Source organism: Streptomyces sp. ICC1, from assembly GCF_003287935.1.
GTDB classification, from domain to species: domain Bacteria; phylum Actinomycetota; class Actinomycetes; order Streptomycetales; family Streptomycetaceae; genus Streptomyces; species Streptomyces tritrimontium.
In genome coordinates, this window is record NZ_CP030287.1 from 3,065,654 (window position 1) to 3,092,649 (window position 26,996).

Here is a 26,996-nt window from a genome sequence, read left to right on the forward strand (position 1 = left end):
ACCGCCCCACCCGCACGGCCCTTCCAGGAAGTCCCCCCGCGCAGAGAGTGACCTCGCCATGCCCAGAACCCGCCGCCTGACCGCCGCAGCCGTCGCCCTCGCCTCGATATCCGTACTCGCCACCGCGTGTACGGGCTCGGCGTCCAACACGGCGGGCGATGACCCGAACAAGGAGGTCACCCTCAACTTCTGGCACGGCTGGTCCGCCCCCAGCGAGGTCAAGGCCATCGAGGACAACATCGCCCGGTTCCAGAAGGCGCACCCGAACATCAAGGTCAACGTCACGGGCAACATGACGGACGACAAGATCAACCAGGCGCTGCGGGCGGGCGGCGACAAGGCCCCCGACGTCGTCGCGTCCTTCACCACCGACAGCGTCGGCAAGTTCTGCAACACCGGCGCCTTCGCGGACCTGAACCCCTTCCTGAAGAAGTCCGGGGTCGACAAGGCCAAGGTCTTCCCCAAGACCCTGCTGGAGTACACCCAGTTCAACGGCAACCAGTGCACGCTGCCGCTGCTGCACGACGCGTACGGCCTCGTCTACAACAAGACCGCCTTCGACGCCGCCGGGATCACCGAACCGCCGAAGACCTGGAGCCAGTTCGAGGCGGCGGCGCAGGCGCTGACCGTCCCCAAGGGCGATTCGTACGAGCGGCTCGGCATCATGCCCACCTTCCACGGCTACGAGACGGCCCCCCAGCGCCTGGCCGCCCAGTGGAACCCGACGTACTTCGGCGCCGACGGCAAGTCCAACCTGGCCAAGGACCCCGCCTTCGCGAAGATGCTGACGGCGCAGAAGGGCCTGGTCGGCAAGCTCGGCGGCTACGAGAAGCTGGAGAAGTTCCGCAACACCTTCGGCGACGAGTGGAGCGCGGAGCACCCCTTCCACCAGGGTCTGGTGGCCATGCAGATCGACGGCGAATGGCGGGCGGCCATGGCCAAGGAGGCCGGGGTGAAGTTCGAGATCGCCACCGCGCCGATGCCCGTCCCCGACGACCAGCTCGCCGACTACGGCAAGGGCTACCTCGCCGGCACGATCATGGGCATCTCCTCGAAGAGCTCGAAGCAGAACGCCGCCTGGGAGCTCACGCAGTACATGACGTCCGACACCGACGCGGTCGTGGACTTCGCCAACGCCATCCACAACATCCCCTCGACGCTGGCCGCGCTCGAATCCCCCAGGCTCCAGGTGGCCCCGGAGTTCAAGACGTTCATCGACATCGCCAGGCACCCGAAGTCGAACACCACGCCCGCGCAGGTCGACGGCGGCACCTACCAGCTGACCTTCACCGACTTCGCGTACTCGGTCGAGAAGGGCGACGTCACGGACATCCCGGCCGGGCTCGCCAAGACCGACCAGCAGATCGACACGGACATCGCGAAGGCGAAGTAGCCACCCATGACCACGACCGCGATCCCCCCCTCCCCCGAGCTGCGGGCGAAGCGCGGCAGCTCGGCGCTGCGCACGGCGGCCTTCATGTCGCCCTGGCTGATCGGGTTCAGCGTCTTCTTCGCCTACCCGCTCGTCTCGACCGTCTACTTCTCCTTCACCAAGTACGACGGCTTCCGCCCGCCCGTCTTCAACGGGCTGGACAACTGGTCCTACGTCTTCGCCGACCTCCCGATGTTCTGGCCGGCGATGCGCAACACCCTGTGGCTGGTCCTGGTCATGGTCGCCTGCCGGGTCGCCTTCGGCCTCGGCATCGGCCTGCTCATCACGAAGATCAAGCTGGGTACGGGCGTCTTCCGCACCCTGTTCTACCTGCCCTACCTGGCCCCGCCGGTGGCGGCGACCCTGGCCTTCGTCTTCCTGCTCAACCCGGGCACCGGCCCGGTGAACACCCTGCTGGAGGCGGTCGGGCTGCCCGCGCCCGGCTGGTTCACGGACCCCGCCTGGTCCAAGCCGGCGCTGACCGCGCTCGCGGTGTGGGGGGTCGGCGACCTGATGGTCATCTTCATGGCCTCGCTGCTCGACGTACCGCGCGAGCAGTACGAGGCCGCCGAGCTGGACGGGGCCGGGCCGCTGGCGCGCTTCCGCCACATCACCCTGCCGAACATCTCCCCGATCATCCTGTTCGCGGTGGTCACCGGGGTCATCCAGGCGATGCAGTTCTACACACAGCCCCTGGTGGCGGGGAAGGTGGCGTCCGGCGTGATGGGCGGCTCGGGGCAGCAGTTCGAGCCCGGGTACCCCGAGAAGTCCACGCTGACCCTCCCCCAGGTCATCTACAACGTCGGCTTCCAGCGCTTCGACTACGGCACCGCCTGCGTGGTCGCCCTGGTGCTGTTCGCCCTCTCCATGGCCTTCACCGCGCTGCTGATGCGGCGGCGCGGCGGGCTGATCGAGGCAGGTGACTGAGGAACATGAGCCAGACCATCACCCGCGCGGAGCGGACCCCGGATCCCACCGCGTCCGGTCCCTCGCGGTCGGCGCGCGCCGTGCGCACCGCGCGCCGCCGGGCCGTCCTGCACTGGATCGCCGTGCACTCCCTCGGCGTCGCCGCGGCCCTCTTCTTCGTCCTCCCCTTCGTCTTCCTCTTCCTGACCTCGGTGATGAGCGACCAGCAGGCGCTGACCCGCGACCTGTGGCCGCGCAGCTGGGAATGGGGCAACTACGCGAAGGTGTGGGACACCCCCGGCTTCCTGACCTGGTGGCGCAACACCCTGCTGTACGCGGGCCTCGGCACCGTGCTGACCGTGGTCTCCTCGGTGCCCGTCGCCTACGCGCTCGCCAAGTTCCGCTTCCGCGGCCGGCGGCTCTCGCTGCTGCTGGTGATCGCCATGATGATGCTGCCGCCGCAGGTGGTCGTCATCCCGATGTACCTGTTCTGGGCCAAGCAGCTGGACCTGTCCGGCACGCTGTGGCCGCTGATCATCCCGATGGCCTTCGGCGACGCCTTCTCCATCTTCCTGCTGCGCCAGTTCCTGCTGACCATCCCCGACGAGTACCTGGACGCCGCCAAGGTCGACGGCTGCGGCGAGCTCCGCACCCTGCTGCGGGTGGTGCTGCCGATGGCGAAGCCCGGCATCGCCGCCGTCGCGCTGTTCCAGTTCTTCGCCGCCTGGAACGACTACTTCGGCCCGCAGATCTACGCGTCCGACAACCCGGCCGCCTGGACCCTCAGTTACGGACTGGAGTCCTTCAAGGGCGCCCACCACACCAACTGGAACCTCACCATGGCCGCGACCGTGCTGGTCATGGCCCCCGTGATCGTCCTCTTCTTCTTCGCCCAGAAGGCATTCGTCGAGGGCGTCACCCTGACCGGAGTGAAAGGCTAGTAACGATGAAACTCGCAGTGGTGGGCGGCGGTTCCACCTACACGCCCGAGCTGATCGACGGATTCGCGCGCCTGCGCGACACCCTGCCCATCAGCGAGCTCGTCCTGATCGACCCGGCGGCCGACCGGCTGGAGCTGATCGGCGGCCTGGCCCGGCGGATCTTCGCCAAGCAGGGGCACCAGGGCCGGATCACCACCACCTCCGACCTCGACGCGGGCGTCGCCGACGCGGACGCGGTGCTGCTGCAGCTGCGCATCGGCGGCCAGGCGGCCCGCCTCCAGGACGAGACCTGGCCGCTGGAGTGCGGCTGCGTCGGCCAGGAGACCACCGGCGCGGGCGGCCTCGCCAAGGCGCTGCGCACGGTGCCCGTGGTCCTCGACATCGCGGAGCGGGTGCGACGCTCCAACCCGGACGCGTGGATCATCGACTTCACCAACCCGGTCGGGATCGTCACCCGCGCCCTGCTCCAGGCCGGGCACAAGGCGGTCGGGCTGTGCAACGTCGCCATCGGCTTCCAGCGCCGGTTCGCCGCGATGCTGGACCTGACTCCGGCCGACATCCACCTCGACCACGTGGGCCTCAACCACCTCACGTGGGAGCTGGGGGTGCGCAAGGGCGGTCCGGAGGGCGAGAACCTGCTGCCGGGGCTGATCGCCGCGCACGGCGACGCCATCGCCGCGGACCTGCGCCTGCCGCGCGCGGTGCTGGACCGGCTCGGCGCCGTGCCCTCGTACTACCTGCGCTACTTCTACGCGCACGACGAGGTGGTCCGGGAGCTCGGGACCAAGCCCTCGCGGGCCGCCGAGGTCGCCGCGATGGAGAAGGAGCTGCTCGGCCTGTACGGGGATCCCGCGCTCGACGAGAAGCCGGAGCTGCTCTCCAAGCGGGGCGGGGCCTTCTACTCGGAGGCGGCCGTGGACCTGGCCGCGGCCCTGCTGGGCGACGGCGGCAGCGCCGTACAGGTGGTCAACACCCTCAACAACGGCACCCTGCCCTTCCTCCCCGACGACGCCGTCATCGAGGTGCAGGCCCGGGTGGACCGCTCCGGACCGGCGCCGCTGGCCGTACCCCGCCTGGACCCGCTGTACGCGGGGCTCGTCGGGCACGTGACGGCGTACGAGGACCTCGCGCTGGACGCGGCGCTGCGCGGCGGCCGCGAGCGGGTCTTCAAGGCCCTGCTGGCACACCCGCTGGTGGGGCAGTTCGACCTCGCCGAGGGGCTGACCGACCGGCTCCTCGCGCACAACAAGGAGCATCTGGCATGGGCGTGAGCCGGCCCGTCCCGCCGGCGGCCGCGGCGGTCCTCGCCGTGGACGCGGGCAACAGCAAGACGGACGTGGCGCTGATCGCCGCGGACGGCCGCGTCCTCGGCACCGGGCGCGCGGGCGGCTTCCAGCCCCCGCGCGTCGGGGTGGAGGCGGCGGTGGACGTCGTCGGACAGGCCGTCGCCGAGGCGGTCGAGGCCGCCGGGATGGCGCACCTCGCGCCCGGCAGTCCGTACGCCGTCCAGGTCTCGGCCTGTCTGGCCAACGCGGACCTGCCGGTGGAGGAGCTCCAGCTCGCGCGGGCCATCGGCGCGCGCGGCTGGGGCACGGCCACCGAGGTGCGCAACGACACCTTCGCGATCCTGCGGGCCGGGCTGACCGGGGCCGGGGGGCCGCGCGGGGTCGCGGTGGTGTGCGGGGCCGGGATCAACTGCGTGGGCATGCTGCCCGACGGGCGCACGGCCCGCTTCCCGGCGCTCGGGCAGATCTCGGGCGACTGGGGCGGCGGCGGCGGACTGGCCTTCGAGGCCATGTGGTGGGCGGCGCGCGCCGAGGACGGACGCGGCGGGCCGACCGCTCTCGCGGCGGCCCTGCCGGGCCACTTCGGGCTGGGTTCCATGTACGCACTGATCGAGGCGGTCCACCTGGGCACGATCGCGCCCGGCCGCGTCCACGAGCTCGTGCCCGTGCTGTTCGCGGCGGCCGCGGGCGGCGACGCGGTCGCCTCGGCGCTCGTCGAGCGGCAGGCCGAGGAGGTGGTGGCGCTGGCGTCGGTGGCGCTGGACCGGCTCGGACTGCTGGGCGAGGAGGCGCCCGTACTGCTCGGCGGCGGCGTGCTGGCCGCCCGGCACCCGCAGCTGAACGGGCGGATCGGGGAGCTGCTCGCCGAGCGGGCCCCGTACGCCCTGCTGTCGGTGGTGACGGCCCCGCCGGTGCTGGGCGCCGGCCTGCTGGGGCTGGACGCGATCGGCGCGGGCCCCGAGGCCCACGGCAAGCTGCGTGCCCATTTCGGTTGAATGCTCCTCGCCCGAAAGGACGCCGACACCCCCGACCCGAAAGAGTGACCCCCGTGGGCGACCGGTCAGGAACCACGGAGGGCTCCGGGGCGTATTCACGGTGAAGGGGTGACGGAGGGGTCGCGCGCGGGAGGGGGGCGGCGCCGGGGGGACGGACCGGGGCGGATCGTGCTTGATCCAGCACCGGGTGCTGTGGTCCACCGTCACTAAGGCCATACTGCTGCGAAGCACTAAGGACCGAGGGGGAGGTCACGGTGGCCATCACGTCACGCGCGCCCGCGCCCGGAGGCGGCCTCGCGGCGCCCTCCGCGCCGCCCGCGCCACCGCCCGACGGGCTGCCCCGGCGGGTCACCGCCTGGGCCGAGGGCGTGGACCGGCTGCGCGCGGCCGCCACGACCGAGCCGGGCCGGCTGCGGATCATCGGCGCGGTCCTGGCCGCTCTGGTCCTGCTGTTCGGCGCGGTGTCCTTCTGGGAGGTCTCCGGCCGGGTCACCGCCGCCGACGACGTGGTGGGCCGCAGCCAGCCGCTGAGCGCCGACGCGGCGAGCATCTACCGCTCGCTGGCCGATGCCGACACGGCCTCCTCCAGCGGGTTCCTCGCGGGCAGCGACGAGCCGCGCGAGGTCCGCCAGCGGTACGAGAAGGACATGGCCAACGCGTCCCGGCTGCTGGTGAGCGCGGCCGCGAACACCACGGCCGGCGAGGACTCCCGCAAACAGATCACCCTGCTGAGCGAGCAGCTCCCCCGCTACTCCGGCCTCATCGAGCAGGCCCGGGCCACCAACAAGCAGGGCCTGCCGCTCGGCGGCGCCTACCTGCGCTACGCCAACGAGCAGATGAGCACCCAGCTGCTGCCCGCCGCGCAGCGGCTCTACGAGTCGGAGACCGGCCGGCTCTACACGGACTACGACGACGCCCGCTCCGTGCCGCTGGCCTCGATCGGCACGGGCCTGCTCGCGCTGGCCGCCCTGCTCTGGGCCCAGCTGCGCAACTACCGCCGGACCAACCGGGTCTTCAACCACGGGCTGGTCGCGGCGACCGCCGCCTCGCTGGTGGTGCTGCTGTGGCTGGTCGCCGGGCACACGGTCGCCCGGTCGGGGCTGAGCGAGGCGCGCGCGGAGGGGCAGGAGTCCCTCAAGGTGCTCAACGACGCGCGGATCGCCTCGCTGCGGGCGCGGGCGAACGAGAACCTGACGCTGATCTCGCGCGGCGCCGTCCTGGCGGACGACAAGAAGTCCGACAAGTACGACGTGGACTACGACCACGACATGAAGCTCCTGGAAGCGGGCCTCGCGACGGCGTCGAAGCTCGCGGACGACGAGGCCGGCCGCGCCCCGGTCGCCGGCGCCACCGACGGGGTCAAGCGGTGGAAGGAACTGCACACGGCCGCCCGGCAGACGGACTTGAAGGGCGACTACCAGGGCGCCCTCGGCCAGGTCATCGGGGACAAGGACCACAAGGAGTACAGCGGGACCGCCTTCGACACGGTGGACGCCTCGCTGGAACAGGCCGTGGTCCACGAGCAGCGGGAGTTCACCCGGGCGGCCCAGGGCGGGCTCGGGGCGCTCGACGGTTTGTTGACAGGCACGGCGGCCCTGGCGGTCGTCGGCGCGGTGGCGGCACTGCTCGGCATCGGCCGCAGGCTTTCGGAGTACAGGTGAGCGCGATGCCGGGACGGACGAGGCACGAGGACGAGGGCTCCGGGAACGCGGGGGCCATCGGGACCACCAGGGCCGCCGGGCTCCACGGCGCGGACGCGGAGCACGAGCCCGGCGGCCTGCGGCGGTTCGCGCGCCGGCTGCGCGGCTGGGGCGGGGTCGGCGCGATGGCGGCGGCCTGCGCGCTGACGGCCGCGGCCGTGCTCCTGCCACTGGCCCACGCGGCCCCGGGCGGCACGGGACACGCGGCGCCGGTGCGCGAGCCGGCCAGGATGGCCGTGGCCCCGCTGGCTCCCGGCGACACCTGCCAGGACCCGGAGGCGAGCCTGCGGCCGGGCGGACTGGACGGCCCGGCCATCCAGCGGATCCGCGCGGCGGGCCACCTCGTCGCGGGCGTGGACCAGAACAGCTTCAAGTGGGGCTACCGCAATCCGGCCGGCCAGCTCGACGGCTTCGACATCGCCCTGGTCAAGGCCATAGCCAAGGACATCCTCGGCGACGAGAAGGCGGTCATCTACCGGGCGATCCCCACCAGCCAGCGCATCCCCGCGCTCAAGGACAACACCGTCGACATCGTCGTGCGGACGATGACCATCAACTGCAAGCGGCTGGAGGACGTCGCCTTCTCGACGGCGTACTTCGAGGCGGGACAGCAGGTGCTGGCGCCCAAGGGCTCGGCGATCACCGGCTACGACGCCTCCCTGAAGGACCGCAGGATCTGCACGGCGGCCGGTTCCACGGCGGAGGCGGCCCTGGCCTCCCAGTCGTACGGGTCCGTCCCGGTCAGCGTGCCCAACCAGCTGGACTGCCTGGTCCGGCTGCAGTTGGGCGAGGTGGACGGCATCATCACGGACAACGCCCTCGCCGCCGGCCAGGCCGCGCAGGACCCCTCGATCCAGCTGGTCGGCTCCCCGTTCACCAAGGAGTTCTACGGGGTGGCCATGAACAAGGACGCCGGCGATCTGGTGCGGCGGGTCAACAAGGTCCTGGAGGACTACCGTGCGGGCGGTGAGAACAGCCCGTGGATGAGCGCCTACACGACCCATCTCAAGCCCGTGCTGCCCGGCGTGAGCGGACCGCCGGCGCCCAAGTACCGGGACTGAGGCCGGTGGCGGATTCTGAGCCCGATGTCACGAGACCGAAGGCGGGACCGGTGGAGGCACATCCTTTGGGGGCACATCCTTTGGGGGCACAGCCGGCAGTGCTGGACAGGGACGGCGTGGACCGCGCGCTGGCCCGGCTGGGCGCGGAGCACGAGGCCGTCGAGACCTCGCTGCTCGCGCTCCAGGACCACTCCGGGCGGCGGCTGCTGGAGGGCGCCGGGCTGACCGGGGTCACCAAGGAGCGGTGGGCCGTGGCGGACGCGGCCATCACCCGGCTGTGGCGCTACTTCGACGCCTACAGCGGTGCGCTGGCCGCTGCCCGCGAGATCCGGGAGCGGCGGCGCTGGCCGAGCCGCGAGGACCTGGTCGAGCTGACCGACCGGCTGTGCGGGCCCGGGGTGCTGATCGCCGGGGCCGCGGTGGAGGGCGCCGCGCTCGCTGAGCGGTTCTCGCTCGCGGAGCTGGTGTCCCGGATGAACGAGCTGTACGCGGGCTCCCTGGACGTGGTGGTGGCCGCCGATTCGGTGTGGTCCGCGCTGCCCGCCCGGATCGACCTGCTCTCCGCCGAGCTGCACCGCACCCGCGCGCTCGCCCACTCGGTCGGGGTCCGTCCGGGGGAGCACCCCTCGGGGGACGACCTGGAGGCCATCACCGCCGAGCTGGCGGACCTGCGGGCGCGGGTGATCGAGGACCCGCTGGCGTTCTGGGTCGCGGTGTCGGGGAGTTCGGCGCCGGGCGGCGGCCGGCCCGACACCGGGCGGTACGACCGGGCCGCCCTCGCGCTGGAGGACGTGCGCCGGGAGGTGGAGGCGGTGCTGGACGTCCGGCAGGACTCCGAGCAGCGGCTGATCGGCCTGCGGGACGTGCTCTCCCGGGCCGACCGGACCCTGGCGGAGGCCCGGGTGGCGCGCGGCGAGGTGCTGGCGAAGATCGCCGCGTCCGAGGTGCCCGCGGTGAGCGGTCCGCCGACGGCGCTGCAGGAGCAGCTGTCGGCGGCGGCCGAGTACCGGCGCCGGTCCCAGTGGCACCGGCTGTCCCCGCTGCTGGAGTCGTTGGAGGAGCGGGCCGAGGAGGAACTGCTGCGGGCCCGTGAATCGTTGACCGCGGTGACGGCCCCGCTCGCGGTGCGGGCGGAGCTGCGCGGGCGGCTCGACGCCTACAAGGCGAAGGTGGCCCGGCACGGGATGGCGGAGGACCCGCTGCTGATCGAGCGGTACGACACGGCCCGGCGGATGCTGTGGAGCGCGCCCTGCGATCTGCGGGCCGCCGAGCAGGCGGTGCTGCGCTACCAATGGGCGACGGCCGAGACCCTGGTACCGCAGCAGCAACCACAGCAACACGAGCAACACGGGCACCAGCAACAGCAACAGCAGGCTTCGGATCGGGAGTGGCCCGCCGGGCCGGGAGAGGGGGACGCGTGAGTCTGATCGCGGCGGCGTGCATGCGCCCCGGCTGCCCCGGCTCGTACGAGGACATGGGCGGCGGCGAGCTGTACTGCGACACCTGCGGCCTCGCGCCGGCCGGCGCGGTCGCGGCGGGCGCCGAGCAGCTGGTGTCGGTGCCGACGGCGATGACGAGCGCGGCGCGCCACGGGGATTCGCAGGGCTCCCAGGGGTCCCACGGGTCCGGGCGGTCCTCCTCCTCGGCCTCCTCGCGGGCCTCGCGGTCCTCGCGGTCGTCCTCCTCCCGGCGCTCCGTGTCGGGCCGGCTCTCGCGCGCGCTCACGGGCGCCGCGTCCACCCGGTCGGTGTCGGTGCGCAGTTCGGGCTCGGCCCCCTCGGCCTCGGGCCGCAGCCGGCTCGGGGCAGGGCTGGTCAACGTACCGGAGGTGCCGCGTCCGGATCCTTCGGAGTCGGTGCTGGAGAATCCGGAGGTCCCGGAGCGCAAGCGGTTCTGCTCGCGCTCGGACTGCGGTGCTCCGGTGGGCCGGGCGCGCGGTGAGCGGCCGGGACGGACGGAAGGTTTCTGCACCAAGTGCGGGCACCCGTACTCCTTCGTGCCGAAGCTGCACGCGGGCGACCTGGTCCACGGCCAGTACGAGGTCGCGGGCTGCCTCGCGCACGGCGGCCTCGGCTGGGTCTACCTCGCGGTGGACCGGGCCGTCTCGGACCGGTGGGTGGTGCTCAAGGGCCTGCTGGACACCGGCGACCAGGACGCCATGGCGGCCGCGATCTCGGAGCGGCGCTTCCTCGCGGAGATCGAGCACTCCAACATCGTGCGGATCTACAACTTCGTGGAGCACCTGGACCAGCGGACCGGTTCGCTGGACGGGTACATCGTGATGGAGTACGTCGGCGGCAAATCGCTCAAGGAGATCGCCAACGAGCGGCGGCGGACGGACGGGCGGCGCGATCCGCTGCCCGTGGAGCAGGCCTGCGCGTACGGCATCGAGGCCCTGGAGGCACTCGGCCACCTGCACAGCAGGAACCTCCTGTACTGCGACTTCAAGGTCGACAACGCCATCCAGCAGGCCGACCAGCTGAAGCTGATCGACATGGGCGCGGTGCGGCGGATGGACGACGAGGAGTCGGCCATCTACGGCACCGTGGGCTACCAGGCGCCGGAGGTCGCGGAGGTCGGCCCCTCGGTCGCCTCCGACCTGTACACGGTGGCGCGCACGCTGGCCGTCCTGACCTTCGACTTCCAGGGTTACACCAACGTCTTCGTGGACTCGCTGCCGGACCCGGAGCACATCGAGGTGTTCGGGCGGTACGAGTCGTTCTACCGGCTGCTGGTACGGGCAACCGACCCCGATCCGGGCCGGCGCTTCTCCTCGGCGCAGGAGATGGCGGACCAGCTGACGGGAGTGCTGCGCGAGGTCGTCGCGCTCCAGACGGGCCGGCCGAGGCCGCAGGTCTCCACGCTGTTCGGGCCGGAGCTGCGGGTCCCGGACGACCGGCTGTTCACCGACGAGCCGGGAGCGGAGGTCTCCCGGCTGGGCAGGCGGCCCCCGAAGCGCCGCAGGACGGTCCGGGGTCCGGCCGTTCCGGCGACCGGGGCCGGTCTTCCCCCGGCCTCCGTCCCGGGCTCGGCCGCCGGGTTCGGCCCGGGTGCGGGTCAGGGTGCCGGGTTCGGCCCGGGTGTGGGTGGGGGTCAGGGTGCGGGGTTCGGCCCGGGTGCGGCCGCGCCGGCCGCCGACCCGCTGGTGGCCCCCTCGGCGGCGCCGATCACGGGCTACGGAGCGTCCGGGCTCGTGACCACGGCGACGCACAAGGCCGCCGGTCCGGCCGTGCCCGCGCCGCGCCGCGCCCCGGCGGCCGTGGAGCCGGCGTCCGCCCCGGCCGCCGGGCGGCGGCCCGAGCTGTCGACGCTGGCCCCCCGCGTGGCCGCGCTGGCGCTGCCGGTTCCGCTGGTCGACGCCGCCGACCTCAACGCCGGATTCCTGGCGGGCCTGCTGGCCTCCGCCCCGGCCGACCTGCTGGCCGCCCTCGGCTCGGCACCGGCCGAATCCGCCGAGCTGCGGCTGCGGGAGCTCCGGGCCCGGCTGGAGCTGGGCGAGGCCGACGCGTCCCAGGTCTTCGAGGCACTGGCCGCGCTGGAGGCCCGCCATCCGGACGACTGGCGGGTGGTGTGGGCCCGCGGCATCGCCTCGCTGGCCGTCGGGGAGGACGAGACGGCGGCGCTGTCCTTCGACGCCGTCTACGACGCCTTCCCCGGCGAGCCCGCGCCGAAGCTGGCGCTGGGCCTGTGCGCCGAGGTCCTGGGGCAGCTGGACAACGCCGCCGAGTACTACCGCCTGGTGTGGGCCACCGACCCCGGCTTCGTCGGGGCCGCCTTCGGGCTGGCCCGGGTGCAGCTGGCCGCCGGGGACCGGGGCGGAGCCGTGCGCACCCTGGAGTCCGTACCGGAGGCCTCGATCCACTACACCGCCGCGCGGGTGGCGGCCGTACGGGCACGCCTGCGCGACCGGTCACCGCAGGAAGCCCTGCTGCCCGATCTGGCGGCGACCGCGGCCCAGGTGGAGGCACTGGGGAGGCTCGGCCTGGACTCGGTGCGCCACGAGCGCCTGAGGGCGGAGGTTCTGGGCTCGGCGCTGGACTGGGTACTGTCGGGTAGCCGGGGTTCCGACCCCGGAGGCACCTCGCTGTTCGGCTGCCAACTGGACGAGCGGGGGCTGCGCTTCGGCCTGGAGCGCTCGTTCCGCGTGCTGGCACGGCTGGCACAGCGGGGCGAGGAGAGGATCGAACTGGTGGAGCGGGCAAACCGTTTCCGTCCACGGACGTGGGTGTGATTGATGTCGATGCATCGGCCGTCGGGCTGCCCCAGCTGCGCGGAACCCCTGGAAGAGGGTGACCGTTTCTGCGGATTCTGCGGACACGCCCTCACGGCCTCCGGCCCAGCGGCCTCCGCCCCCACCGGGCCGGCCGCCGCCGTGACCGCCCCGGCTCCGGCCTCGGCTCCGGTTCCGCCACCGGCTCCGGCTCCGCTCGCCCCTGCCGCGGAACCGGCGGATCCGGCCGCGGGGATCGCGGCCGGCGGGATTCCGGCCGGCGTTCCGGCCACGCGCGGCCGACCGGCGCCCGACGAGGTGCTCGCACCCCTGTCCTCCGGCGGCTCCGCCCCCGGCGGGTACGGCGCGCCGGCCGCCGCCGGGTACCCGGGCGGCGAGCCCGCGCCCGGCTGGGGCAGCACCTCCACGGCCGCACCCACCCTGGTCTCCGGGGTCGCCGGCTGGACCGACCCGGCCCCGGCGGACGCCCACGCGACGGCTCCGCGCTCCGCGGCACCGGACGGCGGCCCCGACCCGGCGCCCGATGCCCGGTCCCGGTACGACGGCCCCGTCCCGCAGCCCCAGCACCCGGCGGGCGGAGCCCCGTACGGCGCCGCGGCGCCGCAGGGCCCGGACCCCTTCGGCCCCACCGTCCCGCTCGGCCAGGGCTCCGCAGGCGCCTCGGGCTCCGCAGGCGCCTCGGGACACGAGGGCTCCGGGCACGCTCCGGAGCCGGACGGCCCGTACGGCGACCCCGGTCCCGGTTCCGGTCCCGGTTCCACTTCCGGTTCCGGTTCCGCGGACCAGGCCCCGTACGGCGCTCCCGCCCCGCAGGGCGACGGCTCCGCGCACGAAGCCCCGTACGGCGGCGGCGAGCCGGAGTCCGGCGGGAAGACCTGCGTCGCGTGCCGCGCCGGGCGGGTGGACACCGACGGCTACTGCGAGCACTGCGGCCACGCGCAGCCCCGGGAGCGTGACCACCTCGAAGAGGAGCTCGGGAGCGTCGCCGCCGTCAGCGACCGCGGGCTGCGCCACCACCGCAACGAGGACTCCTTCGCCGTGGCGGCCACCGCGCTGCCCGACGGGTCCGCCGCCACCGTGGCCATCGTCTGCGACGGCGTGTCCTCCGCCAGCCGCCCCGACGAGGCTTCGGCCGCCGCCGCGGGCGCCGCCAACGAGGCACTGCTCGAGGCGCTCCCCCGCGGCGCCCACCCCCAGGAGGCCATGCACGAGGCGATCCTGGCCGCCGCCGCGGCCGTCAACGCCCTCGCGCCCGAGGTGCCCGGCGCCCAGAACGCCCCCGCCTGCACCCTGGTCGGCGCCGTCGTCAGCGGCGGCCTGCTGACCATCGGCTGGGTCGGCGACAGCCGTGCCTACTGGGTCCCGGACGACCGTGCCGCGCTCCCCCGCCGGCTCACCGAGGACGACTCCTGGGCCGCGCAGATGGTCGCGGCGGGCCTGATGGGCGAGGCCGAGGCCTACGCCGACGTCCGCGCGCACGCCATCACCGGCTGGCTCGGGGCCGACGCGTACGACCTGGAACCGCACACCGCCACCTTCAAGCCCGACCACGACGGCGTGGTCGTGGTGTGCACCGACGGACTGTGGAACTACGCCGAGTCGGCGCGGGACCTGGCCCAGGTGCTCCCCTCCGACGCCGCCGTCCGGCCCCTGCACAGCGCGCAGGTCCTGGTGGGCCACGCGCTCGACGGCGGCGGGCACGACAACGTCACCGTGGCCGTCGTCCCGTTCTCCGCGCCGCCGCAGAGCCCGTCCGCGAGCCCCGCCGCCCCGCAGGCCCAGGCCTGACACCCGTCCCCGAGGAGTACCGACCGATGGCGAACTTCGCCAAGCCGAGTGCCCCGCGCTTCAGCGTGGAGGTGTACCAGAACGAGTTCCTCCCCGAGGGCGGCCGCGACGTCCACGCGATCGTCACGGTCACGTCCACGGGCGGGGCCACCGCCGCCCGGACCCCCGTGGCCGCGGGCGGCGCCGCCGTCGTGATCATGGTCGACTGCTCGGGCTCCATGGAGTACCCGCCCGACAAGATGCGCGGAGCCCGCGAGGCCACCGCCGCGGCCATCGACACGCTCCGCGACGGCACCGCCTTCGCCGTGATCGCCGGCACGCACGTGGCCAAGGAGGTCTACCCGGGCCAGGGCCGCCTCGCGACCGCCGACGCGGCCACCCGCGCCCAGGCCAAGGGGGCCCTGCGCGGGCTCTCCTCCGGCGGCGGCACCGCCATCGGCACCTGGCTCCGCCTGGCCGACGGCCTGCTGCGCGGGGCCGGCGCCACGATAAAGCACGGGATCCTGCTGACCGACGGGCGCAACGAGCACGAGGAGCCGGCCGTCCTGCGCGCCGCCCTCGACGCCTGCGCGGGCCGGTTCACCTGTGACGCCCGCGGCGTGGGAACCGACTGGGAGGTCAAGGAGGTCACCGGGATCGCGAGCGCGCTGCTCGGCACCGCCGACATCGTGGCCGACCCGGCCCACCTCGCCGAGGACTTCACGCTCATGATGGAGAACGCCATGGGCAAGGAGGTCGCGGACGTCGCGCTGCGCCTGTGGACCCCGGTGGGCGTGGAGATCCAGTACGTCAAGCAGGTCGCCCCGGCCGTCCAGGACGTGACGGACCGCCGCACGCAGGCGGGCCCGCGCGCCGGGGACTACCCGACGGGTTCGTGGGGCGACGAGTCCCGCGAGTACCACGTGTGCGTCCGGGTCCCCAGCGCGTCCGTCGGCCAGGAGATGCTGGCCGCCCGCGCCACGCTCGTCATGCCGGGGGCGCCGGGCGATGCCCCGGCCGTCCTCGCCCAGGGCCTGGTCCGCGCCGTGTGGACGGACGACCTCGCCGCGTCCACCGCCATCAACCCGCAGGTGGCGCACTACACCGGGCAGGCGGAGCTCGCGCAGGCTATCCAACAGGGCCTGGAAGCCCGCAAAATGGGCGATGTCGGTGGCGCCACGGCCAAACTCGGCCGAGCCGTCCAGCTCGCGAGCGCCTCGGGCAACGCGGACACCGCGAAGCTCTTGGCCAAGGTGGTCGATGTCGTCGATGCGGCGGCGGGTACTGTGCGGCTGAAGGCCAAGGTCGCCGACGCTGACGAAATGACCCTTGAAACGCGTTCGACCCAAACCGTTCGAGTGAAGAAAGCCTGACCGCCAGGTCGGGCCCGCACGCTGGACAAGCCGAAGACGAAGAAGTGGACCCGCCTCGACCGGGCGGGAAGAAGGAGGAAGCGCCGCGATGCCGACCTGCCCGAACGGGCACCAGTCCGCCTCCGACGACTGGTGCGAGGTCTGCGGCCACCGCATGGCTGCCCCCACGGGCAACCCCGGGGCGCCCTCCTACGGCTACGGCTACCCTCCCACCGGCGAGCCGACCGCCCAGGCCGAGCTCTGCCCGCAGTGCCGGACCCCGCGCGAGGCCATGGCCCCGTTCTGCGAGGAGTGCCGGTACAACTTCCTGACCCGTACGGCGACTTCGTACACGCCCCTCGCCCCGGACGCGGGACCGGGCGCGGGACCGGGCACTGGCCAGGGCGCCGGCCAGGGTGCGCACGGCGGCCCCGGCGGCGCCGGGACCCGGACCATGGGCACGCCGGGCCCGCCGCCGCCCTCTCCGGGCGCGCCGTCGGCCCCGCCCGCGTACTCCCAGGACCACTTCGACTACCAGGGCTCGCGGCCCTCCCGGGTCAACCGGCCGGCCGAGCCGCTGCAGCGCGAGGACGACTGGATGCTGCCGCCCCCGGCGCACCAGGAGTACCAGCAGCCCCAGTACCAGCAGCAGCCCCCGCCGCCCCAGCAGCAGCAGCCTCAGTACCAGCAACCGGGGCAGTACCCGCCGCCGCAGCCGCAAGGGCACCACCAGCAGCCCCACCAGCCCTTCCCGCCCCAGCCGCAGGGCGGCGGCGCCTGGACCGCGACCATCGGCCCGGACCGCTCGTACTTCATGGCGATGATGCACCGCAGCGGTCCCGAGGCCGCCGGGCTCAGCCTGCCCGCGTACTCCCCCGAGCAGCACCTGCCGCTCACCGGGGGCCAGATCACCATCGGCCGCCGCCGCGCCTCGACGGGCGAGTCCCCCGACATCGACCTGTCGGTGCCCCCGGAGGACCCGGGCGTCTCGCACCAGCACGCGGTGCTCGTCCAGCAGCCCGACGGCAGCTGGGCGGTGGTGGACCAGAACTCCACCAACGGGACGACCATCAACGGGGGCGAGGAGTCCATCCAGCCCTACGTGCCGGTCCCCCTCGGCGACGGCGACCGCGTCCACGTCGGCGCCTGGACCACGATCACCGTCCGGCGCGGCTGACCGGGCGCGTCTGACCCGGCGCGGCCGCGGGTCCTGAACGCGGCGAAGCCCTCCGGCGACACACCGGAGGGCTCCGTTTTCGGACCGGGGATGCTCAGCCGCCGACCAGGGGGTCCCGTGCACCCCGCCGACGGCGCACGCCCACCACCACTGCGGCGACCAGCAGCAGGACCAGCAGGACGGCGAGCGTGAGCGGGAGCAGCGACCCGGGCGTCGCACCGAAGTACAGGAACGGCAGTCCCGCGAGCAAGACGGCGGGTGCGGTGCACAGCCGGGCGAACGCCGGGCGTCCGGCCAACAGCAGTCCGGCGGCCACCGGCACGACGAAGCGCAGCTGGGTGAACGGGTACTCCAGCGGGACCACCAGCACCGCACCCTCCAGCACCAGCGTCCACGCCATCACGGCGGCCACCCCGGCCCGGGTGCGGATCCGCGGAGCCGGCCGCAGGTCCGGCGGGCACGCCACCGCCCCCAGGGCCAGGGCCAGGGTCGGGGCCAGGACGAGCATCGGGGTGGTGAAGAGCGCCGAGATCCCGATGCCACCGATGCCCGTCCGGAACGTAGTGGCGGCGATCTCCACGACCACTCCCACCAGCACGATCCAGTTGCCCACCGGCCAGCGGCCGGCCAGTGCGAGGAACACGCCGAGCAGCATGACCAGGTATCCCGCGACCAGCGTCACGAAACCCGCGCCGACCTGTCCCCCGGCGAAGAGGGCGTAGCGCATCAATCCGACCCATCCCGACGCGGTCGCCCCGACCACGACCAAGGCGAACGGCGCCAGCGCCGCCAGGAGTCGGCCGGGCCGACCCGTGGAGCCCAGGCCGAGCCGCATGCGCAGGGCGTGTCCGGCCACGTCGGCACCTTCCCGTAGCCGGGCGGGCGCCCCCGCCCCTCGCGTGGCCTCCCGGTACGCGTCGGCGATCTCGTCGCCGAACTCCCGCCGGTAGGCGGCGGGATACAGCCTCAGCAGCGTGGTCACGAGCCCACCACCGTTCCGCCGACGCGGAAGGAGGCGCGGACGGAGGCACGGGAGGAGGCACGGAAGGAGGCGCGGAAGGAGGCGCCGACGGAGGTTCCCGCCCCGCCGAGTCCCAGCCGCCGGGTCGCCTCCTGCGCGGTGCGCGCGAGCCGGGCCGCCTCGGCGGCCAGGGTCTCCCGCCCGCGGGGGGCGAGCGCGTAGCTGCGCCGCCTGCGTCCGTCGACCACCTCTTCCTCGTGGACGGCGATGAGTTCTTGCTCCAGGAGCCGCTCCAGGGCTCCGTAGAGCGTTCCGGTGCGCATCTTGGTGCGGCCTTCCGAAATCTTCTCGACCTCCTGGGCGATCGCGTAGCCGTGCCGCGGGGCATCGGCGATCGCCGTGAGGATCAGCAGGGTCGGCTCGCGGAGAGCTTGATCATTCACACACCGACCATAGCTCGGCAGCCGACATATGTCGATAGCCGACCTATGGAGCCCGGGTCTCCCCCAGGGGCCACACGTAGGGCCCCTGGGGATCGTCCAGCCACGACCACTGCCCCTCGGCGCTGACCGTCACCCCGAACCGCTCGCGCGCCGGCCGGTCCTCGCGCCGCCACAGGTCCAGCGCCTCCCTCGTGTGCAGCGCGCCCGAGGTCAGCAGCAGCATGAACTGGAAGCGCTCGTTCTCCACCAGCTCGTACGGGAGCCCCTCCGGCATCCCGTACGTGCCCGGCGGCGCCGCCGTGGCCCCGCGCAGGGGCACGAAATATGCCGAGGTGTGCAGGAAGCGGCCCTCCGCGAGCTCCTCGTCCCGCACCGTGAGCGCGATCAGCCCGGTCGACAGCGGGGCCAGGATCCGCGCCCCCGGCCGACACTGGGCGAGCCAGGCGTACGGGATCAGCGGGAGCGTGCAGGTCACCAGGATCCGGTCGAAGGGGGCGCGCGAGGGGCAGCCGCGCGCCCCGTCTCCGGTGACGACGGCAGGCCGGTGGCCGAGCCGGGCGAGGTGCGCGCGGGCCGACTCGGTGATCTCCTCGTCCAGGTCCACCGTGGTGACGAGGTCGTCGCCGAGCCGGTGGCACAGCAGGGCCGCGTTGTAGCCGGTGCCCGCGCCGATCTCCAGCACGTGGTCCCCGTCGCGCACGTCGAGGGCGTGGAGCATCTTCGCCATCAGCGAGGGCTGGCTGCTGGAGGAGACCAGCTCGCCGTCGCGCAGCCGGGTCGCGAGCGGGGCGTCGGTGTAGACCCCGCGCAGCCAGCGGGCGCGCTGCGCGGGGTCGGGGTCCTCGGCCCAGAGCCGTTCGTGGCCCGCGCCGCGGCCGGTGAAGTAGTACGGGACGAAGACGTGCCGGGGCACGGCGGCGAAGGCCGCCCGCCAGGCCGGATCCTCCAGCGCCCCGGCGGCGGTCAGCTCACGGACCTGCGCCGCGTGCGCGGTCTCCAGCACGTCGCGGACCTCGGCTTGTGCGCCCATGCATCCACTGTCCTGCGGACCTCGCCGCCGGGCGACCCCGGGGACTCCCCCGGGGCTTCCCCCAGGACTCGCCAGGGACTCCCCTGGGACTCCCGCCGGGACCCCCTTGGGGGGGCCTAGGGCCGGGGTCCTCCGTCCGGGCGTCTGAGACGATGGTCGGGTGAATGAGATTCCGCGGGGCACGGTCCAGGAGCAGACCTTCTACGAACAGGTGGGCGGCGAGGCCACCTTCCGCCGCCTGGTCCACCGCTTCTACGAGGGGGTCGCGGAAGACCCGCTGCTGCGTCCGATGTACCCGGAGGGGGACCTGGGACCGGCCGAGGAGCGGTTCGCGCTGTTCCTGATGCAGTACTGGGGCGGCCCGAACACCTACAGCGAGAACCGCGGCCACCCGCGCCTGCGCATGCGGCACGCGCCGTTCCAGGTGGACTCCGCGGCCCACGACGCGTGGCTGCGCCACATGCGGGTCGCCGTGGACGAGATCGGCCTCGCCCCGGAGCTCGAGGCGCAGCTGTGGCGCTACCTGACGTACGCGGCGGCGTCGATGATCAATACGGCGGGCTGACCGGCCGGGCCCGTACGGGAGCCCGTAAGAGCTCCCGTACGGGAGCCCCTGCGGGCGGCTCCGTCAGACCGGCCGGACCAGCAGGGCCCCGAGGCCGCCCGGGCGGCGCGCGACGATCGAGCCGTACGGGGTGCGCAGCCGCAGCCAGCCCCCGGCGGCGAACAGCGCGAGCGGTTCGGGGGCGTCGTGCGGAGCCGACGCCGCGAGCGCGGCGGCGGGCACGGGGGACCGTACGGGCCGCAGGAAGCCCAGGGACTGCGCGGCGTGCGCGGCGCGCAGTGGAAGTTCGGTGTCCCCCAGCGTGCGGGACCAGATCTCGCGGCCGATGCGGTCGCGCTCGGAGCGGGTCCGGTGCTGCGGGGGCAGTGCCTCGTCGCGGGCCCGGAACTCGGCGACGCAGGCCGCCAGGGCCTCCCGTACGGCCTCGGGGCCGGGCAGCCCGGGCACCTGCCGCCAGCCCGCGCGGGGCGGCAGCACTCCGGCCCAGGGCGGTCCGGTGACGGGCGCGGGTACGCCGGCGCCGGCCTCCCGGCCCTCGTACACGGACTCGAGGAGCTCGCCGGCCGAGACGGTCAGGTCCAGCGGGACGGAGACGGGCGCGGCGAGCCGCACCGTGCGGACGGCCAGCACGTCGAAGGACGGGGGCCGCCCGAAGACGGCGAGCGCGCCGCCGCCGGCCTGCGCCTGCAGGCGGACGGCGGCGGCGCGGTCGTAGTGCACCAGTCGGCCCAGGAAGGCGGCGAGGTCCGCCGCCTCCCCGGAATCGGCGAAGTGCAACTGCTCGTTCATGCCGCGATGCCCCCGGCAGGGGCCGCGGCACCGGCCTGCGGCTCGTCCAGGTACTCCTGGAGGAAGAGCTTCTCCTCGGCCGAGATGCGGCGGGGCCGCCCCTCGGCGAGGTTGTAGGGCACGACGACGGTCTCGGCGCGCACGTAGACCGTTTCGGGCGTGTCCGCCGTCGCCTCGTCCTTGACCTCGTAGCGGATGGTCAGGGACGCGGCGCCTATGCGGGTCACCCAGGACTCGATGAGGACCGGCTCGTGGCGGTGCACGAGGGGCAGCTTGTAGTCGATCTCGTGGCGGGCCACGACGGAACCGCCCGTGAAGGACTCACTGCCCTCCCCCGGCGCGAGGCGGAACATGAAGTCGATCCGCGCCTCCTCCAGATAGCGGAGGAAGACGACGTTGTTGACGTGCCCGAAGGCATCCATGTCCGCCCAGCGCAGGGGGCACCGGTAGTGGTGTCTGGCCATGGCGACGCGACCTCAGTCCTCAGCCTCGGGTGAGCTTCTTGTAGGTGGCGCGGTGCGGACGGGTGGCGTCCGCGCCGAGCCGCTCGACCTTGTTCTTCTCGTACGACTCGAAGTTGCCCTCGAACCAGTACCACTTGGACTCGCCCTCGTACGCCAGGATGTGCGTGGCGACCCGGTCCAGGAACCACCGGTCGTGGGAGATGACCACGGCCGCACCCGGGAACTCCAGGAGCGCGTTCTCGAGCGAGGACAGGGTCTCGACGTCGAGGTCGTTGGTGGGCTCGTCGAGGAGCAGCAGGTTGCCGCCCTCCTTGAGCGTCAGCGCCAGGTTGAGGCGGTTGCGCTCACCACCGGACAGGATGCCGGCGGCCTTCTGCTGGTCCGGGCCCTTGAAGCCGAAGGCGCTGACGTACGCGCGCGAAGGCATCTCGACCTGGCCGACGTTGATGTAGTCCAGCTCGTCCGACACGACGGCCCACAGGGACTTCTTGGGGTCGATGTTGGCGCGGCTCTGGTCGACGTACGAGATCTTGACGGTCTCGCCGATCTTGACGGAACCGGAGTCCGGCTCCTCCAGACCCAGGAGCATCTTGAAGAGCGTGGTCTTGCCGGCGCCGTTCGGGCCGATGATGCCGACGATGCCGTTGCGCGGCAGCGTGAAGGACAGGTCGTCGACCAGGACCTTGTCACCGAACGCCTTGTTGAGGTTGTTGACCTCGACCACGATCGAGCCCAGACGCGGGCCCGGCGGGATCTGGATCTCCTCGAAGTCCAGCTTCCGCATCTTGTCCGCCTCGGCGGCCATCTCCTCGTAGCGAGCGAGACGGGCCTTGGACTTGGTCTGGCGGCCCTTGGCGTTGGAGCGGACCCACTCCAGCTCTTCCTTGAGGCGCTTCTGGCGCTTCTCGTCCTTGCGGCCCTCGACCTTGAGGCGGGTGGCCTTCTTCTCCAGGTAGGTGGAGTAGTTGCCCTCGTACGGGTGGGCGCGGCCACGGTCGAGCTCGAGGATCCACTCGGCGACGTTGTTCAGGAAGTACCGGTCGTGGGTGACGGCCACGACGGCACCCTTGTACTGCGAAAGGTGCTGCTCCAGCCAGTTCACCGACTCGGCGTCGAGGTGGTTGGTGGGCTCGTCGAGGAGGAGCAGGTCCGGGGCCTCGATCAGCAGCTTGCAGAGCGCGACGCGGCGCTTCTCGCCACCGGAGAGGTTGGTGACGGGCCAGTCGCCGGGCGGGCAGCCCAGGGCGTCCATGGCCTGCTCCAGCTGGGCGTCGAGGTCCCAGGCGTTGGAGTGGTCCAGGACTTCCTGGAGCTTGCCCATCTCGTCCAGCAGCGCGTCGGTGTAGTCGGTCGCCATTTCCTCGGCGACCTCGTTGAAGCGCTTCAGCTTGGCCATGATGTCGGCGGCGCCGTCCTGGACGTTCTCCAGGACCGTCTTGGACTCGTCGAGCTTGGGCTCCTGCATGAGGATGCCGACGGTGAAGCCGGGCGAGAGGTAGGCCTCGCCGTTGGACGGCTGCTCCAGGCCCGCCATGATCTTCAGAACGGTGGACTTGCCGGCGCCGTTCGGGCCGACCACACCGATCTTCGCGCCGGGCAGGAAGTTCAAGGTGACGTCATCAAGGATCACCTTGTCGCCGTGCGCCTTGCGCGTCTTGCGCATGGTGTAGATGAACTCAGCCAAGAGAAACCGTCCGGCAGATCGATGGGTGGGCAGATACACCCCATCTTGCCTGACGTCCATCCCCCGGGGGAAACCCGTATGGTCCCGGCGCTCTGACCTGCGCGGCGGCTGGAGGGGACGGACGACCGTGGCCGTCATGGCTTGCCGCCGGGCCGTCCCCGGCCCCCTCGGACGGCCCTGCGGACGGCCCGGGGACGGCCCTGCGGACGGCCCGGCGGCACCCACCGTGGGTCCCGTTCTCGCAGGTGGCGGGCCCGCCCTGATGACCCGGCCCGACGGCCCGAGCCGGTCGGGCCACGGGCAGGATGGGGACGTGCTCCCTCCCCGACTGCTGTGGTGCGACCCCCGGCCCATCCCCCGGTTCAACCTGCAGGAACCAGTGACCATCGTCGTCCGCGATCCCGGCTTCCACGAGCCGGCCGATGAGGATGACTGCTGGAACTTCTGGTACTTCTGCCAGGCCCATGACAGCCTCTTCCGTGAGGAGCCCTGCCGGGGAGGGCCCCACCTCGTCGTCTCGCACTGCGAGGAGCACGGACCGGAGAACGTGTGGCCGCAGCCCCTCATGCTGCTGTTCCCGGAAGGGTTCGACCCCCCGCTGAGCGCTGAGCAGCTGGCCTGGGTGCAGGCCGAGAACGACGCCGTCTAGTGCTGTGGCCGGAAAGGTTTGCCGGGTCGCGGTGTCCGGTGCGGTGCCTCGCAAGGCGGAGGGCCGCCGCTTGTACTGGACGTACTTCGGTGGTCCGACAACGCGGCGAGGTGCCGTGCCGGGCGCCGCGACCCGGTGAACCTTTCCGGTCACAGCACTAGCTAGTGCTGTGGCCGGGCGGCGGCGGTCAGGCGGGCGCCGGCCGCCGCCCGTACTGCGGGCAGCTCCATCGGATCGTCGCGCAGGACCGCGATCCGCGCCAGGTTCTCCGGACCGGGGGGCGCCGAGGCGATCCCGAGCAGCCGGGTCCGTTCCTCGCAGTCCCAGAGCGACTCGGTGTAGGCGTCATCCAGCCCGGACGGGTCGATGGCGGCGAGCGCGCCCAGGTAGTCGGCCCGCTCGTACGAGTGCGGGGTGTGCAGCCAGAACCGGCGCAGCACGGGGACGGCCCCGGCGGCGGCGGGCCCGAGGCCGGCCAGCCGCTTCGCGGTGACGTCGGGGCCGCACCAGGTGCGCGCCTCCCACTGACCCGCGAGTTCCGCCACGAGCCCCGGCAGCGCCTCGGGGCCGGGGTGGTCGGCCAGGACGTCGGCGCCCAGCCGGGCCAGCCACTCGCGGTCGTCCGCCGCCCAGCCGGGTGCCGCGGGCACGGCGAGGGCTCCGAGGCGGCCGACCGCCCGCAGGAGGAAGGGCAGGGGCCTGAGGCCGTTCCCGGTGCCGAGTGAGGGCACCAGGGGGATCAGCCCTTCGGCGGGCTCCCGCCCGGCCAGCACGCGCAGCGCGTCGATCTTCGTCTGGAACTCCGTGCCGTCGGCGGCCAGCAGGGCGAGCAGTTCCCCGTCGCCCAGCCCGTCCAGCGAAGGCCGCGGAGGGTGCCGGAGGCCCGGCACCTCGATCCCGAACCGGGCCCACGGCTCGTAGGACCACGGGAGGTCCTCCTCCCCGCCGATCCGGGCCCGCGCGATGTCGCCCAGGTCCTCCCACCACTCGACAGGCCAGGTGACCGCGACGGATTCCAGTACGCGGACCCAGTGCTCGCCCTCCCGGACGTACGCCCGCAGTCCCTCCCGGGCCTCGTCCGAACCGGCGAGGGCCAGCAGCTCCAGCACGTAGACGGCCCGGAACGTCGCCTCCTCGTCCCCCGCCAGCTGGTCGACGACCGGCGTCGGCGAGAGCTCCAGGTCCCGGACGAGCCGTGCCTGGTAGAGGTGGCGGGTGTCGGTCTGGCAGTCCCACTTCCAGTCCCGGCGGATCCCGTCGTACACGGCCGCGGCGGCACCGCTCGGATCCCGGAGCGCCCGTATCGCGCCCAGGCCGCGCCCCCGTTGCAGCAGGCCCTCGACCGAGTCGGAGGGGGCGTGGGGCATTGCGTCTTCTTCGCTCATCACCGGGCACCCTGCCCGACCGGGGGCGGGCCCGCCACGCGTTTTCGGTGCGGGCGGGGTCGGCGAAAGGGCCCCGCGGGCCCCGTCTCGCACGGCAGGATGACGCTGACGCCGACGGGGAGCGGCCGGGGGGCTGCGGCCGCGGTGGGAGGAAAAGGTGGGGGGAGCATGGACAACGGACTGATCGCGCTCGGCGCCGCCGTCGTCGGCGTGGCCGGAACGCTGCTGGCGACCCTGTTGTCGCAGCGGATGCTGTCGCGCCTGCAGGCGGCTCAGTTCGAGCGGGAGCAGCAGGTGGCCCACACCTCGTGGGTGCGGGAGCAGGAGCTGGCGGACCTGGCCCGCCGGCGCGAGTGCTACACGGCGGCGAACGCCGCGTACCGGCGGTACCGGATCGCTCTCATGTACTTCCTGTGGGTCGTCCACCGTGAGCAGGTCGAGCCGCAGGAGCGGGCGGCGGTGGAGGAGGCCCGCAACGCGCACCACGCCGCCTTCGCGGAGGCGCAGATGATCGCTTCGGCCGCCGTGCTCGTGGAACTGGACCTGATGACGAAGCGCATGGCCGGCGCCTACTCCCGGACCATGCGGCTGGCGGAGGGGACGCCCGAGCCGCGCGGGTCGTTCGAGGAGATCCACGCCGAGCTCATCGCCCTCACGGTGCGCTGGGAGGGCATGCGGGGCGCGATGCGGACCGATCTCGGCGTCGCGGGCTGACGCGCCGCTCGGCCGGGCCGGCGGGGCGGCCGGCCTGGCGGGGCCGGGCTGCCGGCCTGGCGGGGCCGGCAGCCCCGCAGCCCCCCACCCCGGCCGCACCGGAGCCGGCCGCCGAGGCCGAGGCCGTTGCGGACAAGGCCGAGCCCGCCGCGGCGGACACCACCGCGCCGCAGGCGCAGACCGAAGCCCCCGCCGAGGCCGAGCCGGAGCCGGCAGCTGCCGTCGCTGAGGCCGAGCCGGAGCCGGCAGCTGCCGCCGCCGAGGCCGACACCGCCGACGCCGCCGTCGCGGACCAGGCCGAGCCGGAGGCGGAGGCCACCGCGCCCGTGGCCGAAGGCCACGACGAGGAGGCGGCCCCGGCCGCCGATACCGCCACCCCGGCGGCGGAGCCCGACACGGCCGCCACCGCTGTTGCGGACAAGGCCGAGGCGGAGCCGGAAGCGCTCCCCGAGCAGGTCCCGGTGGACGTGCCCGCGCCGCAGGCGCAGGACGAAGTCCCCGCCGAGGCCGAGCTGGCCGCCGAGGCCACCGCACCCGTGGCCGTGGACGGCGAGGAGGCGGCCCCGGCCGCCGAACCCGTCACCGCGGAAGCGGAGCCCGCCGCGGACGCCACCGCGCCGCAGGCACAGGCGCAGGACGAGACCCCTGCCGCAGCCCCGGAGGCAGAGCCCCTCGCGGCCGACGCCGCCACTGCGGACCAGGCCGAGCCGGAGGCGGAGGCCACCGCGCCCGTGGCCGAAGGCCACGACGAGGAGGCGGCCGCGGCCGCCGGAGCCGGGGAGGCCGACGCCGACGGCCCCGCGCGCGGGCTCGGTGACGTCAAGCGGCAAGCGCCCCCGCTCGCCGCCGCCCACAAGGCCGCCGGCCAGGTGCTGCGGGCCAAGGGCAAGGCCGGGGCACGGGCCACGGTGTACCTCGTCCTCGACCGGTCGGGCTCGATGCGGCCGTTCTACAAGGACGGCAGCGCCCAGTACCTCGCCGACCACGTCCTCGCCCTCGCCGCGCACCTCGACGACGAGGCCACCGTCCGCACGGTGTTCTTCTCCACCGAGGTGGACGGCACCGCCGACCTCGCCCTCGACGCGTACGACGAGGCCTGGGTCGAGACCCGCCACGCGGAGCTCGGCCGGATGGGCCGCACCAGCTACCACGTCGCCGTCGAGGCCGTCGTCGAGCGCTACCAGAAGGACGGCGGCGAGGGCCCGGCCCTGGTCGTCTTCCAGACCGACGGCGCTCCCGACAACCGGCAGCCCGCCAGGGCCGCCCTCGTCGAGGCCGCCGCCACCGCTCCCGGCATCCACTGGCAGTTCGTCGCGTTCGGCGACCACGACGCCAAGGCCTTCGACTTCCTGCGCAAGCTGGACGCCGAGAACGCCGGCTTCTTCCACGCCGGCCCCGCGCCGACCGAGCTGACCTCTGCCGCCCTCCTCAAGGGCATCCTCGAGACGTTCTAGTCCCCACCGC

General features: G+C 73.6%; 23 protein-coding genes. 16 read left to right on the plus strand and 7 right to left on the minus strand.

Annotated elements, in window-relative coordinates; translation table 11 throughout:
* Positions 1–58 precede the first annotated feature (58 nt).
* From DRB96_RS14540 to DRB96_RS14595, 12 genes are all read left to right on the plus strand, one after another.
* Entirely contained in the window at positions 59–1,393 is a 1,335-nt protein-coding gene (locus tag DRB96_RS14540; RefSeq protein ID WP_112448845.1) for an ABC transporter substrate-binding protein, read from the plus strand.
* Positions 1,394–1,399: 6 nt separating this feature from the next.
* Complete coding sequence (locus DRB96_RS14545) at positions 1,400–2,359, plus strand: sugar ABC transporter permease (RefSeq protein ID WP_112448846.1); 960 nt, start codon at positions 1,400–1,402, stop codon at positions 2,357–2,359.
* 5 nt (positions 2,360–2,364) lie between these two features.
* Positions 2,365–3,279 carry a carbohydrate ABC transporter permease gene (locus DRB96_RS14550; protein WP_239516580.1) on the plus strand — a complete coding sequence of 305 codons (915 nt, stop codon included), beginning with the start codon at positions 2,365–2,367 and terminating at the stop codon, positions 3,277–3,279.
* A 5-nt stretch (positions 3,280–3,284) separates the two neighbouring features.
* Positions 3,285–4,550 carry a 6-phospho-beta-glucosidase gene (locus DRB96_RS14555; protein WP_112448847.1) on the plus strand — a complete coding sequence of 422 codons (1,266 nt, stop codon included), beginning with the start codon at positions 3,285–3,287 and terminating at the stop codon, positions 4,548–4,550.
* A complete protein-coding gene (locus DRB96_RS14560) occupies positions 4,541–5,560 on the plus strand; it encodes a BadF/BadG/BcrA/BcrD ATPase family protein (RefSeq protein WP_112448848.1) in 1,020 nt (339 codons plus the stop codon). The genes DRB96_RS14555 and DRB96_RS14560 overlap by 10 nt, the downstream gene beginning before the upstream one ends.
* Before the next feature lie 335 nt (positions 5,561–5,895).
* Positions 5,896–7,221 carry a hypothetical protein gene (locus tag DRB96_RS14565; RefSeq protein ID WP_112453420.1) on the plus strand — a complete coding sequence of 442 codons (1,326 nt, stop codon included), beginning with the start codon at positions 5,896–5,898 and terminating at the stop codon, positions 7,219–7,221.
* 164 nt (positions 7,222–7,385) lie between these two features.
* Positions 7,386–8,321: a glutamate ABC transporter substrate-binding protein gene (locus DRB96_RS14570; RefSeq protein WP_239516847.1), complete on the plus strand. Its 936-nt coding sequence runs from the start codon at positions 7,386–7,388 to the stop codon at positions 8,319–8,321.
* Between the two features lie 101 nt (positions 8,322–8,422).
* On the plus strand, positions 8,423–9,742 hold the full coding sequence (locus DRB96_RS14575; protein ID WP_239516848.1) for a hypothetical protein: 1,320 nt from the start codon (positions 8,423–8,425) through the stop codon (positions 9,740–9,742).
* Positions 9,743–9,747: 5 nt separating this feature from the next.
* Entirely contained in the window at positions 9,748–12,552 is a 2,805-nt protein-coding gene (locus DRB96_RS14580; protein WP_162689001.1) for a serine/threonine-protein kinase, read from the plus strand.
* 3 nt (positions 12,553–12,555) lie between these two features.
* Entirely contained in the window at positions 12,556–14,340 is a 1,785-nt protein-coding gene (locus tag DRB96_RS14585; protein ID WP_112453422.1) for a PP2C family serine/threonine-protein phosphatase, read from the plus strand.
* A gap of 26 nt (positions 14,341–14,366) precedes the next feature.
* Positions 14,367–15,692, plus strand: a complete 1,326-nt coding sequence (locus tag DRB96_RS14590; RefSeq protein ID WP_112448850.1) for a VWA domain-containing protein — start codon at positions 14,367–14,369, stop codon at positions 15,690–15,692.
* An 88-nt stretch (positions 15,693–15,780) separates the two neighbouring features.
* Entirely contained in the window at positions 15,781–16,848 is a 1,068-nt protein-coding gene (locus DRB96_RS14595) for an FHA domain-containing protein (RefSeq protein WP_112448851.1), read from the plus strand.
* Positions 16,849–16,942: 94 nt separating this feature from the next.
* Here the strand turns inward: DRB96_RS14595 and DRB96_RS14600 are convergent, their stop codons facing one another.
* The 3 genes from DRB96_RS14600 to DRB96_RS14610 are packed head-to-tail and all read right to left on the minus strand — an operon-like array spanning position 16,943 to position 19,282.
* The gene (locus DRB96_RS14600) at positions 16,943–17,830 is read right to left on the minus strand and encodes a hypothetical protein (protein ID WP_112448852.1); all 888 of its coding nucleotides are present in this window, start codon (positions 17,828–17,830) and stop codon (positions 16,943–16,945) included.
* Positions 17,827–18,252, minus strand: a complete 426-nt coding sequence (locus tag DRB96_RS14605) for a PadR family transcriptional regulator (protein ID WP_112448853.1) — start codon at positions 18,250–18,252, stop codon at positions 17,827–17,829. Before DRB96_RS14605 ends, DRB96_RS14600 begins: the two co-directional genes overlap by 4 nt.
* Before the next feature lie 43 nt (positions 18,253–18,295).
* A complete protein-coding gene (locus DRB96_RS14610) occupies positions 18,296–19,282 on the minus strand; it encodes a methyltransferase domain-containing protein (protein ID WP_112448854.1) in 987 nt (328 codons plus the stop codon).
* Positions 19,283–19,442: 160 nt separating this feature from the next.
* Between DRB96_RS14610 and DRB96_RS14615 the strand changes: the two genes are divergently transcribed.
* A complete protein-coding gene (locus tag DRB96_RS14615; RefSeq protein ID WP_112448855.1) occupies positions 19,443–19,847 on the plus strand; it encodes a globin in 405 nt (134 codons plus the stop codon).
* 63 nt (positions 19,848–19,910) lie between these two features.
* On the opposite strand, the gene DRB96_RS14620 is transcribed toward DRB96_RS14615, so the two are convergent.
* The 3 genes from DRB96_RS14620 to ettA are packed head-to-tail and all read right to left on the minus strand — an operon-like array spanning position 19,911 to position 22,784.
* Positions 19,911–20,636, minus strand: a complete 726-nt coding sequence (locus DRB96_RS14620; RefSeq protein ID WP_112448856.1) for a hypothetical protein — start codon at positions 20,634–20,636, stop codon at positions 19,911–19,913.
* The gene (locus tag DRB96_RS14625; RefSeq protein WP_112448857.1) at positions 20,633–21,100 is read right to left on the minus strand and encodes a thioesterase family protein; all 468 of its coding nucleotides are present in this window, start codon (positions 21,098–21,100) and stop codon (positions 20,633–20,635) included. Before DRB96_RS14625 ends, DRB96_RS14620 begins: the two co-directional genes overlap by 4 nt.
* 19 nt (positions 21,101–21,119) lie before the next feature.
* Positions 21,120–22,784: an energy-dependent translational throttle protein EttA gene (gene ettA, locus DRB96_RS14630; protein WP_112448858.1), complete on the minus strand. Its 1,665-nt coding sequence runs from the start codon at positions 22,782–22,784 to the stop codon at positions 21,120–21,122.
* Between the two features lie 313 nt (positions 22,785–23,097).
* On the opposite strand from ettA, the gene DRB96_RS14635 reads away from it, so the two are divergent.
* The gene (locus DRB96_RS14635; protein WP_239516314.1) at positions 23,098–23,433 is read left to right on the plus strand and encodes a hypothetical protein; all 336 of its coding nucleotides are present in this window, start codon (positions 23,098–23,100) and stop codon (positions 23,431–23,433) included.
* A gap of 161 nt (positions 23,434–23,594) precedes the next feature.
* Here the strand turns inward: DRB96_RS14635 and DRB96_RS14640 are convergent, their stop codons facing one another.
* On the minus strand, positions 23,595–24,818 hold the full coding sequence (locus DRB96_RS14640; protein WP_162688702.1) for a hypothetical protein: 1,224 nt from the start codon (positions 24,816–24,818) through the stop codon (positions 23,595–23,597).
* Between the two features lie 168 nt (positions 24,819–24,986).
* Between DRB96_RS14640 and DRB96_RS14645 the strand changes: the two genes are divergently transcribed.
* Together DRB96_RS14645 and DRB96_RS44575 are read left to right on the plus strand one after the other, a co-directional pair.
* Positions 24,987–25,532: a hypothetical protein gene (locus tag DRB96_RS14645; protein WP_112448861.1), complete on the plus strand. Its 546-nt coding sequence runs from the start codon at positions 24,987–24,989 to the stop codon at positions 25,530–25,532.
* A 326-nt stretch (positions 25,533–25,858) separates the two neighbouring features.
* Entirely contained in the window at positions 25,859–26,986 is a 1,128-nt protein-coding gene (locus DRB96_RS44575; RefSeq protein ID WP_239517729.1) for a VWA domain-containing protein, read from the plus strand.
* Positions 26,987–26,996 lie beyond the last annotated feature (10 nt).

Bases quoted from the DNA above. Each gene is read 5' to 3' on its own strand.
- DRB96_RS14540 (WP_112448845.1), top strand. From the start codon at position 59: ATGCCCAGAACCCGCCGCCTGACCGCCGCAGCCGTCGCCCTCGCCTCG.
- DRB96_RS14545 (WP_112448846.1), top strand. From the start codon at position 1,400: ATGACCACGACCGCGATCCCCCCCTCCCCCGAGCTGCGGGCGAAGCGC.
- DRB96_RS14550 (WP_239516580.1), top strand. From the start codon at position 2,365: ATGAGCCAGACCATCACCCGCGCGGAGCGGACCCCGGATCCCACCGCG.
- DRB96_RS14555 (WP_112448847.1), top strand. From the start codon at position 3,285: ATGAAACTCGCAGTGGTGGGCGGCGGTTCCACCTACACGCCCGAGCTG.
- DRB96_RS14560 (WP_112448848.1), top strand. From the start codon at position 4,541: ATGGGCGTGAGCCGGCCCGTCCCGCCGGCGGCCGCGGCGGTCCTCGCC.
- DRB96_RS14570 (WP_239516847.1), top strand. From the start codon at position 7,386: ATGGCGGCGGCCTGCGCGCTGACGGCCGCGGCCGTGCTCCTGCCACTG.
- DRB96_RS14585 (WP_112453422.1), top strand. From the start codon at position 12,556: ATGTCGATGCATCGGCCGTCGGGCTGCCCCAGCTGCGCGGAACCCCTG.
- DRB96_RS14590 (WP_112448850.1), top strand. From the start codon at position 14,367: ATGGCGAACTTCGCCAAGCCGAGTGCCCCGCGCTTCAGCGTGGAGGTG.
- DRB96_RS14595 (WP_112448851.1), top strand. From the start codon at position 15,781: ATGCCGACCTGCCCGAACGGGCACCAGTCCGCCTCCGACGACTGGTGC.
- DRB96_RS14610 (WP_112448854.1), bottom strand. From the start codon at position 19,282: ATGGGCGCACAAGCCGAGGTCCGCGACGTGCTGGAGACCGCGCACGCG.
- DRB96_RS14620 (WP_112448856.1), bottom strand. From the start codon at position 20,636: ATGAACGAGCAGTTGCACTTCGCCGATTCCGGGGAGGCGGCGGACCTC.
- DRB96_RS14625 (WP_112448857.1), bottom strand. From the start codon at position 21,100: ATGGCCAGACACCACTACCGGTGCCCCCTGCGCTGGGCGGACATGGAT.
- DRB96_RS14640 (WP_162688702.1), bottom strand. From the start codon at position 24,818: ATGAGCGAAGAAGACGCAATGCCCCACGCCCCCTCCGACTCGGTCGAG.
- DRB96_RS14645 (WP_112448861.1), top strand. From the start codon at position 24,987: ATGGACAACGGACTGATCGCGCTCGGCGCCGCCGTCGTCGGCGTGGCC.